Here is a 12,714-nt window from a genome sequence, read left to right on the forward strand (position 1 = left end):
GAATAAACGATGAAGATGAAGCATGCTTTCGGACCAATTATTTTAGCCTGTATACTCTTTTTCATTGTATTGCTTATTCCATCTAAGAGTTTAGTGTCACTAATAAGCGATAAAAAGATAGAAGATGCAGCAACTTCCTTACAAAAAGAGAAATTACAAAGTGTTTTCTTGCAACAGAAAATGTTAGAGAATTCGCAGTATTTACCGATGTATGGTTCATCAGAGTTTTTACGAATGGATGCATATCATCCATCTAACTATTTTAGAGTAAATCCAGCAGGTTTTACTCCATTTTTAATAGGGACTGGTGGTACGCAAAGCTTGGCTCATATATTAAATATGACGTCTACAATGGATGAATTAGAAGGTAAAAAGGTAGTCTTTGTTCTTTCACCACAATGGTTTACAAAAACCGGTGTATCACAAGGGGATTTTACAAATAATTTCTCCAAACAACAAGCCTATCACTTTATTTTTAATGACGAAATAAAGCCTGAAATGAAGAAAAAAATCGCGAAACGTTTACTAGATTATAAAGTTGTTCGTAAGGATGCGATATTAAGTAGTTCGCTAGAAAGTATTGTATATAACGATACAAAACATAACATAAAAGCTGGACTAGCTAAACCGCTAGCGTATATGTACCGGAACATTTTAGATCATCGAGATTTATTTAACTCTCTATTTAAGATCGAACCGATGAAAGAGGAAACAAATATGGGATTACGTTCGCTTTCTTGGGAAGATGCACGTAAACATGCGGAACAAGAAGGTAAAGTAGGATCCACAACAAATACATTCGGAATTGAAAATCCATATTATTATAAACATAATTTAAAGAAAAAATTAAAAGGTTTAAAAAACTTTAGAGCAAATGAATCGTATGATGATTCACCAGAATATGATGACTTACAAATTGTTTTAGATCTTTTCAAAGAAAAAAATGTAAAACCACTCTTTATTTCTGTGCCTGTAAACGGACCGTGGTATGATTACGCTGGTTTCCCAAAAGAACGTCGTGATGTGTATTATAATAAGGTTCGCGATCAAGTTGAGAAAGCAGGATACCCAGTAGTCGATTTTTCTAGCCATGAATATGATAAGTATTTCTTAAAAGATACGATTCATTTAGGCTGGAAAGGATGGATCTATTTTGATGAAGCAGTGCAGAGGTTTTACTCTGAAAAATAATATGTAAACAATAGAAACAGGAATGGCAATAAAGCCGTTCCTGTTTTTTAGTATAGAGGATTTTGTTGTGGGCAATTTGGAAAGGCGTGTATATCTTGAATTTGTCTAAAGTCATAATGTTTCATGGCGAACTGGGCTTGGTAAAGGTATTCGTAAACAAATAATTGATTATTTTGAACGCCGCATAAAACGCCGGAAGTTCCTTGCCCATTAATAAGAGAAACACCAACAGGGCGTCCGATTAAGTATGGTATTTTTTGATGCCAGTGCATAGGGGAATCACTCCTTTTTGAGTTACTATACGTATTTTATGGTGGAATTGTTGCTTATCCATGTAAATCTTAGACTGGAGGGTTTTTTATGTAATGTCTAGAAATCATTAATATGAATGAATTATTAGTGTGGAAGAGGAGTGCATTATGGAGAAAGGAAGGATTCTGGAAGAAAAGTTAAATCTAATAGAATGGTGCCAAACATTGAATGGAATATCGGAGGATATATGGTTTCAACCATTTAAAAAAGGTTCATGGGCAATTGCGGATGTAATTTCACATTTTATTGTTTGGGATGAGTTTCTAATGAAGTATAGAATTTCATATTTTGTAAGCGGGAAATCTGTACATATCGTTCCAACAGATGTTGAGGAAATGAATAAGGGTGCAATAAAATATGCAAGGTCTGGTATTTCAAAAGAAGAACTAATAGATCAATTTAGCTTTACTCGTAAACAATTAGTAGACCAAATTGAGCGAATTCCTGCTCGTAATTTTAATAATGACTATCAAGTTGGTACAAAAAAAGTGAGGTTAAATAATTATTTTTCATTACTCATTCAGCATGACTTAAAGCATAAAGAAGAAATAATGCAATTTATAATATATAAACAAGCCTATAATAAAAAACCGCTATAATTCTAAATGAATTTATAGCGGTTTTTATTATAATCTTAAGCAAGATTTTTACGTTTTTTTGTCCACTTTTTTATTACGAAATATAAAAGTATAAGTACAACGCCACCGATAGCGAACGATTTCACATACGGTCCAGCAATATCGTTAATATTCTCCCAATTTTCACCTAGTTTCTCACCTAAATAAATGAAAATGATAGACCAAGGGATGATCGCAAGTGCTGTTAATGTAGTGAAACGTAGTAATGGCATTTTTGTAATACCAGCAGGAATTGATATCGCATGACGAACGATAGGAATGAAACGTGCAGTGAAAATTACGCCAGTTCCGTAACGATTAAACCAATCTTCAGCAGCATCCATTTGTTTTTTATGTATGAAAATATACTTACCGTAACGTTCTAATACAGGGCGACCACCATATCGACCAATCCAGTAAACAAAGATTTGGGCAATAACACCACCAATTGTACCGAATATAACTGCGCCTACAAATGAGATACTACCATTGAATACTAAGTATCCCGCATAAGCAAGGACAATCTCACTTGGAATAATTTCAATCATAAGTCCAAGCATTATGCCCCAATAACCTAATCCCTCAAAAAATGTTAATACTGAATGAATAAAACTACTTAACATTGTTGCACCTTCTAATTTATGAATTTTGAATATAAGCCCCTTTATTTAACAATATAAAAGGTTTACTATATGTATATTATACCTTATTCATATAGGGGATTGCCATTTCAATTCTTTTATGTCTTTCATAAGTATTATAGTAAAGGATATAAGCCATCTTTTCATGAAGAGATAATGAAAAGATTATTAAAAATTTCTCATATATTAGTGAGAATAAAGGTGTCTACATAAAACTTTTTTAGTCTCCGAAAAAGTTCATGAAGGGCAATTTCGAATTTCATGTGAGCTTAATAGTACAAAAGATATATTGATATAAAAAAACAGGAGCAAATCTGCTCCTGTTTTTTAAGGTTTCACATCTAAATTTTGTAAAAATAACGTTGCTGAAACGTAACGTTTTGCTAGCATTTGTACATAAGCGGTATGTACAGAAAGTGTGGCGATAATAATAGCGTTACGAATTGCTTCGCGTTGTTCGTTATTAATTTGATCGAACTTACTTGCTATTTTATCAGCCTTTTCTTTTACGATATTTTCGATCGTATGAATTGTATCAGTAGCATTTAGTTGTAAGCAATTCCCTTGATTCAGTTCTTCAAATAAAGAAGAATAAGCTACATATAAATGAAGAGGATTAATTAAATCATCACTTCGATCGGCCGGGTCATTTACGATGAGTCGTAATAGTTTGCGAATAGATTCAAAATCAAGCGCTGTTTTTAAATCTTCGACAATGAATAGTAATGCTGCTTGTTCGATTGAGTATTTCTTCCCTTTTTGAGGGGAGCCAATCATTTCTTTTATATCTCGTTTCACCCAGTTTTGCATAGCAGTTACAGAGAAACTCGTGTTTTCAATCTGATTGCCAAGCGCAACTATTTCATTTAAAGAAAAACCGACATCCGTATCGTCAATCTTAATCAATTTTTCAAAAATAGGTGAAAGTGCGGTTGTAATAAAAGCAGTAACGCTTTGTCCGCTTTCAATATCTTTTTTATGTGACTTTGCCCAAGCTTCTTGTAAAATGCCGAGAGGCTTCTTCGTATTCCATCCTCTTAGTGATAGAAGGAGCGTTGCCATTTCGTTTCGTGTGAGATGAAATGTTTCCATCTTTTCACCTCCAAAATTATAAAAAGTTCTTATGAACTTATAATATGTTTTGTTTCATTTAAAGTCAATTCCGTTTTGCTTAATTTTTCCTATGTCATGAAATTGTCGTAAGTAAATAATGCTTGCATATTTCGACAAAAGTTCATATAATAAGTTCATAAGAACCTTTAAAATGGTTTTAAAACAAATCTATCATTCTGGATTTACTAGAAAGATAGATTTCACATATATCTATATAAAAGGAGAATGGATATAATATGTTGAAAAAACTTGTAGCAGTAATGACAGCATTCATGGTTATCTTTGGGGCTAGTAGCTTTATGTTCGTAGATCATGCGGCAGCGAAAAGTTACAAATCTGGTAAAAAATCATATACACCAAGTTCAGATCAAAAGTCAAAAGTTGATTTAAACAAAAAAGATTCTAATGTGAATTCACAAAAAACGACAACTGATTCAAAAACAAAAGCAACAAACACAGCGCCAAAAAGTAATAAAGGTGGCTTTATGAAAGGCCTATTACTAGGTGGTCTTGGTGGTTTACTAATGGGTAGCTTATTTGCAAATATGGGAGCACTTGGTTCTGTATTAGCGTTTATGGTAAATATGTTAGTAATGGCTGGTATCGTAATGTTAGCAGTTCGTGCATTTAAATACTTCAAAGATCAACGTAAGAAAAAGGCAGATGAAGTAGCATGGAAACAATAAAAATTTCTGAACAAGAACTTATAAATGCACTTTGCGTATATATCGCTGAAAAAAGACAAGTTGGTCCAGAAGAAGTTTCAGTTGAACTAATGTATGATGATGACTACGGTTTCTCTGCAGAAGTAGAGGTAAATGGTCGCCAGCAAATTTTAATTCAAGCAAACTTAATCGAAGCACTACGCTTGTTGCTTGATCGAGAATACAACGTCAATTCATTTGCAGCAAGATTGCAACTTGAATTAGATGATGAAGAAGGCATCTACGCATTAGCGAAATTTAATAACTCGGACGAGTAGTGAAAAGAGCTGTTGAGAGTAATCTCAGCAGCTCTTTTTAGTATGTGCATATGTAGAAGAATAATCACGCCAAAGTTCATTCATCTTCCGTCTACCAACATCAATCATTGGATTAAATTGAATCGCTGCTTTTTGACGAACAGAGTGAACGTTTTGAATTGCTTGTTGTAATTGTTGGTCGACTACGTCAAGTTTCTCACTTGCATGTTTAGCGACAGATAGACCTGCAACTGTCCCTTGCACCATCGCGATTTTTCCGCTTTCAATGCCAGTAATATTTCCAGCTACAAATAAACCTGGAAGAGGGGTTTCCATTTCTTCTGAATGAAGTGGAACATGTCCGCCTAATTCTGGAATGTAATGGAAAGGGCATCCTGCTACAGCGGCAAGCTCAGCAAGCGGATATAAACCTCCGGCTATACAAACGAAGTCTGCCTCATAGATCTTTTCTGATCCGTTAATAATATTCCCTTTAGAGTCAATGTTAGCAACACGTACACCCTCTACTTGATCTGTACCGATAATTTCAAGTGCAGCTTTACGAAGATGAAGCGGCGTCCCGTTTATTTTCATGCCGCTATTTGGATAAAATGTTAATCCAGCTTTTCGAATCCAATCATATTTCATAAAACGGCTACCTATACGTAGGAAGGGAGATGGGGCGAGGTGAGCCGCATTTAAGAGCGATTTTAAAACTTCTTCTGGTTCACCGGCCTTTTGGCTTAACTCGCTTTTTTCAGGGATTACAATATGATCCACTGTGATGCCAGCTAATTGCAATTCGTTTAAAATGGCGAATGACAAAATATTAGCACCGATAATGATTCCTTTTTTACCAACTTGAACGCGGTGAACATTTGTCATAACTTGAGCTGCGCCAATTGACATAACCCCTGGAAGTGTCCAACCGGGTAGGGGAATAGAATACTCCGCAGCCCCAGTAGCAATTAGTACGAACGGTGCTTCTAACGTACCGATATTTGTATGCACGAACCAACAACTCTCATCTTTATCTAAATTATAGACGGAAACACCGCACCGAATATCGACTGAAAGAGATTTTGCTTCTTCGTGAAGACGTTTTGATTCTTCTATTCCGTTCCACCATTCCCCAGTAGGCTCTTGATGCAACTGTCCTAACAATCTCCCGCCCGGCTTCATAAATTCATCAATAACAAGTACGTTAAGTCCAAAACGTGCACAAGAGATGGAAGCTGATAATCCTGCTGGTCCTGCACCAATAATAATTACATCGATCATCGCTTTTTCACCATCTCTCTCACGATATTTGGATGCTGTTTTCCGCTGTCAACAACCATATCGTTTTCAACTACAGTTAAGCAAGCTCGTACATTCGTTTGATTGTTTACAGTCACGCGGCATTCAGAACAATGCCCGATATTACAATAAATACCTCGCGGAGTTCCGCTATCTTCATGTACTCTTAACGTTCTTATTCCGTTTGCAAGTAGAGCGGCCGCTATCGTTTCATGTCCATATGCTTCATATTGTTGACCATTAAATTGAAAATTGATACGCTGACTACTATTTAAACTACCTAAAATAGGGTGATGTGTAATTCTACTCATTGATTGTCACCTACCGCTCCAAAAGTAACTGCACGCACTGGCGGTTGATATTTTAATGGAATTTCATTTTGGGATATGTTAGGATTCGCATTTTCTACCATTCGTTCTATCGTCATTCTACATGTTCTACCGCCGCAAAAACCCATACCAGCACGTGTTCTTAGTTTTAGCTCACGAGCTGAGCAATTATATTCAGTAATTGTCGATTGAAGTTGTCCGTATGTAACTTCTTCACAACGACAAACAATTAAGTTCTCTTTATTCGTCATATGTATTCCTCCTCTAGTTCGGTTTACATAAATTATTATGCAAAAACTATGCCAATATAGAGGAGGAGAGGGGTTATTGTAACCCTAGTCTTTTTAAACGGTTATATAAAGTGGCCCTCGTTACCCCGAGTTGTTTCGCACATTCTAATTTATTACCATCTAAAATGCGTAAAGCTCTTTCAATTACCTTTTTCTCGTGCTCATCCATTTCTTCTTGTAAAGAAAGAATCGTATTATTATTGCTGAGTAATAGGGAATGAGATGTTTCGTTCTCTAAAGTATCATTTGTATGAAACGGTAAATATTCTTGTTTTATAATGCCGTCTGTCGCAAATACGACGAGTCTTTCAACTACGTTGCGGAGCTCGCGAATATTACCAGGCCAATTGTAATGAAGCAGTTCATGCATAATGCTTGAAGGTAAGTCGCGAATAGGCCTGTTATAGTTTATTGAAAAATCGTTTAAGAAGGTATAGGTTAATTCGATAATATCCTCTCGTCTTTCGCGTAGTGGCGGAATATGTAAGCTAACTACATTTAAGCGATAGTATAAATCTTCTCGGAAAGTTCCTTTTCTCATTTCTTCTTGTAAATCACGATTTGTAGCAGCGATAATGCGGAAATCAATATTTATTTCTTTTTCTCCACCAACTCGGTAATACTTTCGTTCTTGCAGTACACGCAAAAGTTTCACTTGCATATCGAGAGGCATTTCTCCAATCTCATCAAGGAATAAAGTACCGCCTTGCGCGAGCTCTATTTTCCCTTTATTCCCTTTACTATTTGCACCAGAAAACGCCCCGCGCTCGTAACCAAATAATTCACTTTCAAATAACGCTTCAGGAATTGCACCGCAGTTAATTGAAATAAACGGGGCATTCGCTGTCTCACTTGCTTCATGAATTGCTTTCGCAAACACTTCTTTTCCAACTCCGCTTTCGCCGAGTATTAAAACCGTGGATTTTACTGAACAAACCTTTCTAGCTAATTGAATCGTTCGTTGTATAACAGGGCTTTTTCCATTCATCGCAAGGAAAGGATCGGATGTATCTTTATATTTTGCTACTTCTTGTTCTAATCGGTGCATTTCATGCGACATATTAAATAGTTTTTCATTCAAAGCGACTTGATTTGTAACATCAGTTTCAGAAACGACTGCTCCTATAATTTCATTGTTACAATAAACTGGATTTGAATTAATTAATACGAACAAATCCGGACGAGGCTGATGGAACTGGGCGATTATGCTTTTTCCGTCATGTAATGATTGTAAAATTTCTAAATCTTTATAATCAAAAAAACGTGTAATCGGTTGTCCGATAATTTCGTTATATTTGACTGAAAAGATTTTTTCAGCGCCATCTGTCCACGTACGAACGCATTCTTTCTCATCAATGACGGTAACAGAAGAATCAGTCGTTTGAATGACAGTGTTATAAAAAGCTAGCAGATCATTGTAAGACTTATAAAGAAATGGAATCATTTGTTGAGCAGTTACACAGCATATAGGATCTAGATTTTCGTTCACAATTACAACTGCCGAATTGTTAGAAAAAGCTTCGATTAACGTAGTGAAAGAGTCCTCTTCATAAATAACTGCGCAACTACATTCTTCAGTAGATGAAGGAAGGTAATAAAAATTTTCACCTTCCTGTTTCATGTGCTGAATGGTGCTTGTACGATCAATTGATAAAATTTTTATAAACTCTTTTATTGTTGGAAATGAAAATGTCATAGTGTCCTCCTGGTATGTATAAAAATTTAGACAGTGATAAAGAAATAATACACCTATTTACGATAAATTTAAAATATTTTTACAAATAAAAATTATTTCATATAAATAGTTCTGTATGTAGAGTTGGCACACCAATTGCATGAATAAAAAGTGAGAGATTTAGGAGAAAGGAGGAGTGCTATATATGAGGCACTGTGACGTTTTAATAATAGGTGGTGGAATTATAGGATGTTCTATCGCTTATTACACTTCAAAATACGGAAGAGGCGTAACGATCATTGAAAAAGGAGAATTTGTCAGTGGAACGTCTTCACGGTGTGACGGGAATATTTTAGCGATTGATAAAGATCCAGGGTTTGATAGTCAAATGTCGTTAGTAAGTCAAAATTTAGTAACTGAATTAAGTGAAGAATTGGAGCACTCATTTGAATATAGAGCGCCAGGAAGCATTCTCGTTTGTGAATCAGACGAAGAGATGGAGGCAGCGCAGCAATGGGTAAATCGTCAAAAAGAAGCTGGATTACCGTTTCGAATGCTTGATAGGCAAGATATAAAAGAAGAATCACCATTTTTTGCAGATGATTTATTGGGTGGTTTAGAATGTGCAACGGATTCAACTGTAAATCCATATCTTCTTGCTTTTTCACTTCTTGCAGAATCGAAGAAATTTGGTGCAAAAGCTTTTAATCATACAGAAGTAAAAGAAATGAAAAGAGATATAGATGGTTCCTTTATTGTAGAAACAACAAATGGGACGTTTACTGCGAAGCAAGTGGTGAACGCAGCCGGTGTGTGGGCTCCTAAAATCGGACAGATGTTAGATGTGAATATCCCAATTGAACCGAGAAAGGGACATATTATTGTAGCTTCAAGGCAACAACACGTAGGTTGCCGTAAAGTAATGGAATTTGGTTATTTAATTTCTAAATTTGGCGGAAAACGAAAAGTGGATGCTTTAACTGAAAAATACGGGGTGGCACTTGTATTTGAACCGACAGAAAGCCAAAATTTTTTAATTGGTAGTAGTAGAGAGTTTGTAGGCTTTCATACGAGGATTAACAATGAGGTTATTAAATGTATTGCGAATAGAGCAATTCGTTTTTATCCGAAAATGGCAGATATGATGGTGATTCGTTCATATGCTGGTTTACGCCCGTGGACAGAAGATCATTTGCCAATCATTTCAGGAGTGGAACATATTCCGAACTACTTTATAGCAGCAGGACATGAAGGTGATGGAATTAGTCTTGCAGCAGTAACCGGGAAAGTAATTGAAGAGTTATTAAATGACAAAGAAACAATCATTCCTATTGAACAACTTCGTTTGAGTCGTTTTACAGAAAGGGTGTTAAACGGATGAGGTCACAAAGAGTCTTTACGACGATTGATACACATACGGGCGGGAATCCAACGAGGACATTAATTAGCGGACTTCCTAAGTTAATTGGGGAGACGATGGCAGAGAAGATGTTACATATGAAAAAGGAGTATGACTGGATTCGTAAATTGTTAATGAATGAGCCACGTGGTCATGATGTAATGTCAGGAGCACTATTAACAGATCCGTGTCATCCTGAAGCTGATATAGGTGTTATATACATAGAGACGGGTGGATATTTGCCGATGTGTGGCCACGATACAATTGGTGTATGTACAGCTTTAGTTGAATCAGGTTTAATTCCAGTAGTTGAACCGATTACTTCCTTAAAGCTAGATACGCCAGCTGGCTTAGTTGAAGTAGATATTTCTGTTCAAGATGGGAAAGCGAAAGAAGTCTCTTTCTGTAACATACCAGCTTTTTTACTGAAAAATATTTCTGTATACGTCGAAGAAATTGGAACTGTAGAGGCTGATATTGCGTATGGAGGTAATTTTTATGCCATTATCGATGCGAAGGCAGTTGGTCTAGAGCTAGTGCCAGAAAATGCTTCTACAATCATTGATAAGGCGATTCATATTAGAAATACAATTAATGAGAATTTTGAAATCATTCATCCAGAGTATTCGTTTATAAGAGGATTAACACATATTGAATTTTACACAGATCCTACTCATGAAAGTGCGCATGTGAAAAATACAGTTGTTGTTCCACCAGGGGGAATTGATCGATCTCCATGTGGTACAGGAACATCAGCGAAGTTAGCTGTATTATACGCTCATAAAAAAATTGACATCGATGAAGAATTTGTTCATGAGAGTATTGTGGGTTCTCTATTTAAAGGGTGTGTCATGAATACAACATATGTCGAAAATATTGAAGCTGTAGTAACGAAAATTACGGGATCAGCTTGGCTTATGGGCATGCATAGATTTTTTTACAATGAAAAGGATCCACTTAAAGAAGGCTTTTTGCTAATTCCGCCGATGGAACATGAAACGGAGGATGTAAAATGAACATTCAAAAAATGTATACAGCAGTAGACGTACACGTAAATGGCGAGGCATTTCGTGTAATGAAAGACGTACCATGCAAATACTACTACAGTTTGGAGCAATTAAACGAACAATTTTCAGGTGAATTAGCAGAAGAAATGAAGCTTTTATTAAATGAACCACGTGGTTTTATCGGTTTAAATGGATGTATTGTCGTTCCTTCTATTCATAATGAAGTGGATGCAGCTGTATTGTTTTTTAATCATGAAGGATCCATTCCTCTTCATTACGGAGGCATTGTCGCAGTAATAACGATGTTACTAGAAAGCGGGTATTTAAAAAAGAGAGAGTCTAATCAATACAAAATCGAAACGCTATCTGGCATATTTTCAGTGAATGCATATGTAGAGAATGATGAAGTTGTATCTGTTTCGTTTGAAAGCAAACTATGTTATATGATTGAGAAAAATTTAAAGATTGGTAATATAAGTTACTCTCTCATACAGGCAGATAAAGTATATGCAGTTGTAGAAAAGGATACGTATTCGCCAGAAATCAGTATTGAAAACATCTCTAAATTAAAAAAATGGGGTGAAGCTACACTTCAAGCTATACAAAAACAGTCATTAATAAAAAGACTTATTTTAGTAGATTCTATGCAAAAAGAAAAGAACCATATAAAGTCGATTACATTTCATGAAGATAACTTTATAGTACGTTCACCAGGTTTTGTTTCTACTATTGTGTCTTATGTTCATACATTATTTAAAAATGATTATATAGCGGATAAACCTTTTAGAAATGAAAGTATTTTTAATAGCTTTATAACAGTAGAAAAAGTGAAGAAAGAAGAACTCGGATACATTTTTCGATTTGAAAGTAGAGGGTTTATTACAGGTATGCAAACATTTATATTAGATCCTACTGATCCGTTTCCAACAGGTTTCTTATTAAAATAATATGTTAAAGGGAGAGATAAAGATGCAAAAAATTAAAGGAGCATTTCCAGTATTAATAACACCGATGGATGAATTTCAAGAGATTGATTGGAAAGGCGTAAAACAAAACGTAAACTACTTTATTGAGCAAAAGGTAGCTGGAATTATTATTAATGGAAGTACAGGGGAATTTGTTAGTTTATCAAAAGAAGAACGATTTAACATGGTAGAAACAGTATTAAAAGAAGTTGATGGCCGTATTCCTGTCATTGTTGGAACTGCTGCAGAGACGACGAAAGAAACGATTGAATATACGAAACATGCAGAAGCGCACGGAGCGGATTGCGCATTAATTATAAACTCTTACTATTGTAAACCGAAGGAAGAGGAGATTTATTTTCATTTTAAAGAAATCTCAAACGCTGTAAATATACCAATTATGCTATACAATAACCCATTTACTTCTGGTGTTGATATGAGCACAGAGTTAATGCTCCGTATTGGAAAAGAGTGTGAAAATGTTACACATATTAAAGAATCTAGCGGAGATATTCGAAAAGCGAGAGATTTAGTAAGACAAGGTGAAGGTGCTTTCCAAGTCTTCTGCGGATCTGAAGATTTAGTTATGGAATCTTATTTAGTTGGTGCATCGGGATGGGTTTCAGTAGCCGGAAATATCGTTCCAGGACTCGTTACGAAAATGTATGAGCATTTTCAAAATGGTGAATTAGAAAAAGCGTGGGAAATGAACGATGCTATTTTACCTCTTTGTGAGTTTCTTGAAGGATCAGGAAAGTATGTGCAAATCGTTAAACGTTCAATGGAATTACATGGGCAAGTCGGAGGACCTTCACGTTATCCGAGATTAGGATTAACTGAAGAAGAAGATCAAAAGCTTCAAGCTATTTTACTAGAAATTGCAGCTCATGCAGCTGTTTAAATAAGGAGGAGAGT

General features: G+C 35.5%; 15 protein-coding genes. 8 read left to right on the forward strand and 7 right to left on the reverse strand.

Features of this window, described 5'->3' with window-relative positions:
* Positions 1 to 9 precede the first annotated feature (9 nt).
* Complete coding sequence (gene dltD / locus B5P40_RS23870) at positions 10 to 1,191, forward strand: D-alanyl-lipoteichoic acid biosynthesis protein DltD (protein WP_113710026.1); 1,182 nt, start codon at positions 10 to 12, stop codon at positions 1,189 to 1,191.
* A gap of 47 nt (positions 1,192 to 1,238) precedes the next feature.
* Here the strand turns inward: dltD and B5P40_RS23875 are convergent, their stop codons facing one another.
* A complete protein-coding gene (locus tag B5P40_RS23875) occupies positions 1,239 to 1,463 on the reverse strand; it encodes a hypothetical protein (protein ID WP_113710027.1) in 225 nt (74 codons plus the stop codon).
* Between the two features lie 147 nt (positions 1,464 to 1,610).
* Between B5P40_RS23875 and B5P40_RS23880 the strand changes: the two genes are divergently transcribed.
* Positions 1,611 to 2,102 (forward strand): DinB family protein, encoded by a 492-nt coding sequence (locus tag B5P40_RS23880; protein WP_113710028.1) that lies wholly within the window; start codon positions 1,611 to 1,613, stop codon positions 2,100 to 2,102.
* A 35-nt stretch (positions 2,103 to 2,137) separates the two neighbouring features.
* On the opposite strand, the gene uptA is transcribed toward B5P40_RS23880, so the two are convergent.
* Positions 2,138 to 2,743, reverse strand: a complete 606-nt coding sequence (gene uptA / locus B5P40_RS23885) for an undecaprenyl phosphate transporter UptA (RefSeq protein WP_002032601.1) — start codon at positions 2,741 to 2,743, stop codon at positions 2,138 to 2,140.
* Between the two features lie 345 nt (positions 2,744 to 3,088).
* Positions 3,089 to 3,853 carry a DUF1836 domain-containing protein gene (locus tag B5P40_RS23890; RefSeq protein ID WP_113710029.1) on the reverse strand — a complete coding sequence of 255 codons (765 nt, stop codon included), beginning with the start codon at positions 3,851 to 3,853 and terminating at the stop codon, positions 3,089 to 3,091.
* A gap of 257 nt (positions 3,854 to 4,110) precedes the next feature.
* Between B5P40_RS23890 and B5P40_RS23895 the strand changes: the two genes are divergently transcribed.
* A complete protein-coding gene (locus B5P40_RS23895) occupies positions 4,111 to 4,560 on the forward strand; it encodes a hypothetical protein (RefSeq protein ID WP_113710030.1) in 450 nt (149 codons plus the stop codon).
* The gene (locus B5P40_RS23900; RefSeq protein WP_002127770.1) at positions 4,548 to 4,856 is read left to right on the forward strand and encodes a YxcD family protein; all 309 of its coding nucleotides are present in this window, start codon (positions 4,548 to 4,550) and stop codon (positions 4,854 to 4,856) included. The genes B5P40_RS23895 and B5P40_RS23900 overlap by 13 nt, the downstream gene beginning before the upstream one ends.
* A 24-nt stretch (positions 4,857 to 4,880) precedes the next feature.
* Here B5P40_RS23900 and B5P40_RS23905 read toward each other — a convergent pair whose 3' ends face one another.
* The 4 genes from B5P40_RS23905 to B5P40_RS23920 all read right to left on the reverse strand — a co-directional run bounded on the left by B5P40_RS23905 (position 4,881) and on the right by B5P40_RS23920 (position 8,449).
* Entirely contained in the window at positions 4,881 to 6,116 is a 1,236-nt protein-coding gene (locus B5P40_RS23905; protein WP_002127769.1) for an NAD(P)/FAD-dependent oxidoreductase, read from the reverse strand.
* The gene (locus tag B5P40_RS23910) at positions 6,113 to 6,445 is read right to left on the reverse strand and encodes a (2Fe-2S)-binding protein (RefSeq protein WP_002127768.1); all 333 of its coding nucleotides are present in this window, start codon (positions 6,443 to 6,445) and stop codon (positions 6,113 to 6,115) included. The genes B5P40_RS23905 and B5P40_RS23910 overlap by 4 nt, the downstream gene beginning before the upstream one ends.
* A complete protein-coding gene (locus tag B5P40_RS23915) occupies positions 6,442 to 6,714 on the reverse strand; it encodes a (2Fe-2S)-binding protein (RefSeq protein ID WP_113710031.1) in 273 nt (90 codons plus the stop codon). Before B5P40_RS23915 ends, B5P40_RS23910 begins: the two co-directional genes overlap by 4 nt.
* Before the next feature lie 73 nt (positions 6,715 to 6,787).
* On the reverse strand, positions 6,788 to 8,449 hold the full coding sequence (locus B5P40_RS23920; protein ID WP_113710032.1) for a sigma-54 interaction domain-containing protein: 1,662 nt from the start codon (positions 8,447 to 8,449) through the stop codon (positions 6,788 to 6,790).
* A gap of 184 nt (positions 8,450 to 8,633) precedes the next feature.
* Between B5P40_RS23920 and B5P40_RS23925 the strand changes: the two genes are divergently transcribed.
* The 4 genes from B5P40_RS23925 to dapA are packed head-to-tail and all read left to right on the forward strand — an operon-like array spanning position 8,634 to position 12,700.
* Positions 8,634 to 9,809 carry an NAD(P)/FAD-dependent oxidoreductase gene (locus B5P40_RS23925; protein ID WP_063226213.1) on the forward strand — a complete coding sequence of 392 codons (1,176 nt, stop codon included), beginning with the start codon at positions 8,634 to 8,636 and terminating at the stop codon, positions 9,807 to 9,809.
* A complete protein-coding gene (locus B5P40_RS23930) occupies positions 9,806 to 10,843 on the forward strand; it encodes a proline racemase family protein (protein ID WP_113710033.1) in 1,038 nt (345 codons plus the stop codon). Before B5P40_RS23925 ends, B5P40_RS23930 begins: the two co-directional genes overlap by 4 nt.
* The gene (locus B5P40_RS23935) at positions 10,840 to 11,781 is read left to right on the forward strand and encodes a proline racemase family protein (protein ID WP_113710034.1); all 942 of its coding nucleotides are present in this window, start codon (positions 10,840 to 10,842) and stop codon (positions 11,779 to 11,781) included. The genes B5P40_RS23930 and B5P40_RS23935 overlap by 4 nt, the downstream gene beginning before the upstream one ends.
* Before the next feature lie 22 nt (positions 11,782 to 11,803).
* Positions 11,804 to 12,700 carry a 4-hydroxy-tetrahydrodipicolinate synthase gene (gene dapA / locus B5P40_RS23940; RefSeq protein ID WP_002142092.1) on the forward strand — a complete coding sequence of 299 codons (897 nt, stop codon included), beginning with the start codon at positions 11,804 to 11,806 and terminating at the stop codon, positions 12,698 to 12,700.
* Positions 12,701 to 12,714 lie beyond the last annotated feature (14 nt).

Origin of the sequence: Bacillus sp. SRB_8, assembly GCF_003264205.1 — a bacterium.
Lineage (GTDB): Bacteria > Bacillota > Bacilli > Bacillales > Bacillaceae_G > Bacillus_A > Bacillus_A mycoides.

Bases quoted from the DNA above. Each gene is read 5' to 3' on its own strand.
- dltD (WP_113710026.1), top strand. From the start codon at position 10: ATGAAGATGAAGCATGCTTTCGGACCAATTATTTTAGCCTGTATACTC.
- uptA (WP_002032601.1), bottom strand. From the start codon at position 2,743: ATGTTAAGTAGTTTTATTCATTCAGTATTAACATTTTTTGAGGGATTA.
- B5P40_RS23915 (WP_113710031.1), bottom strand. From the start codon at position 6,714: ATGACGAATAAAGAGAACTTAATTGTTTGTCGTTGTGAAGAAGTTACA.
- B5P40_RS23875 (WP_113710027.1), bottom strand. From the start codon at position 1,463: ATGCACTGGCATCAAAAAATACCATACTTAATCGGACGCCCTGTTGGT.
- B5P40_RS23925 (WP_063226213.1), top strand. From the start codon at position 8,634: ATGAGGCACTGTGACGTTTTAATAATAGGTGGTGGAATTATAGGATGT.
- B5P40_RS23905 (WP_002127769.1), bottom strand. From the start codon at position 6,116: ATGATCGATGTAATTATTATTGGTGCAGGACCAGCAGGATTATCAGCT.
- B5P40_RS23880 (WP_113710028.1), top strand. From the start codon at position 1,611: ATGGAGAAAGGAAGGATTCTGGAAGAAAAGTTAAATCTAATAGAATGG.
- B5P40_RS23920 (WP_113710032.1), bottom strand. From the start codon at position 8,449: ATGACATTTTCATTTCCAACAATAAAAGAGTTTATAAAAATTTTATCA.
- B5P40_RS23890 (WP_113710029.1), bottom strand. From the start codon at position 3,853: ATGGAAACATTTCATCTCACACGAAACGAAATGGCAACGCTCCTTCTA.
- B5P40_RS23910 (WP_002127768.1), bottom strand. From the start codon at position 6,445: ATGAGTAGAATTACACATCACCCTATTTTAGGTAGTTTAAATAGTAGT.
- B5P40_RS23935 (WP_113710034.1), top strand. From the start codon at position 10,840: ATGAACATTCAAAAAATGTATACAGCAGTAGACGTACACGTAAATGGC.
- B5P40_RS23900 (WP_002127770.1), top strand. From the start codon at position 4,548: ATGGAAACAATAAAAATTTCTGAACAAGAACTTATAAATGCACTTTGC.
- dapA (WP_002142092.1), top strand. From the start codon at position 11,804: ATGCAAAAAATTAAAGGAGCATTTCCAGTATTAATAACACCGATGGAT.
- B5P40_RS23930 (WP_113710033.1), top strand. From the start codon at position 9,806: ATGAGGTCACAAAGAGTCTTTACGACGATTGATACACATACGGGCGGG.
- B5P40_RS23895 (WP_113710030.1), top strand. From the start codon at position 4,111: ATGTTGAAAAAACTTGTAGCAGTAATGACAGCATTCATGGTTATCTTT.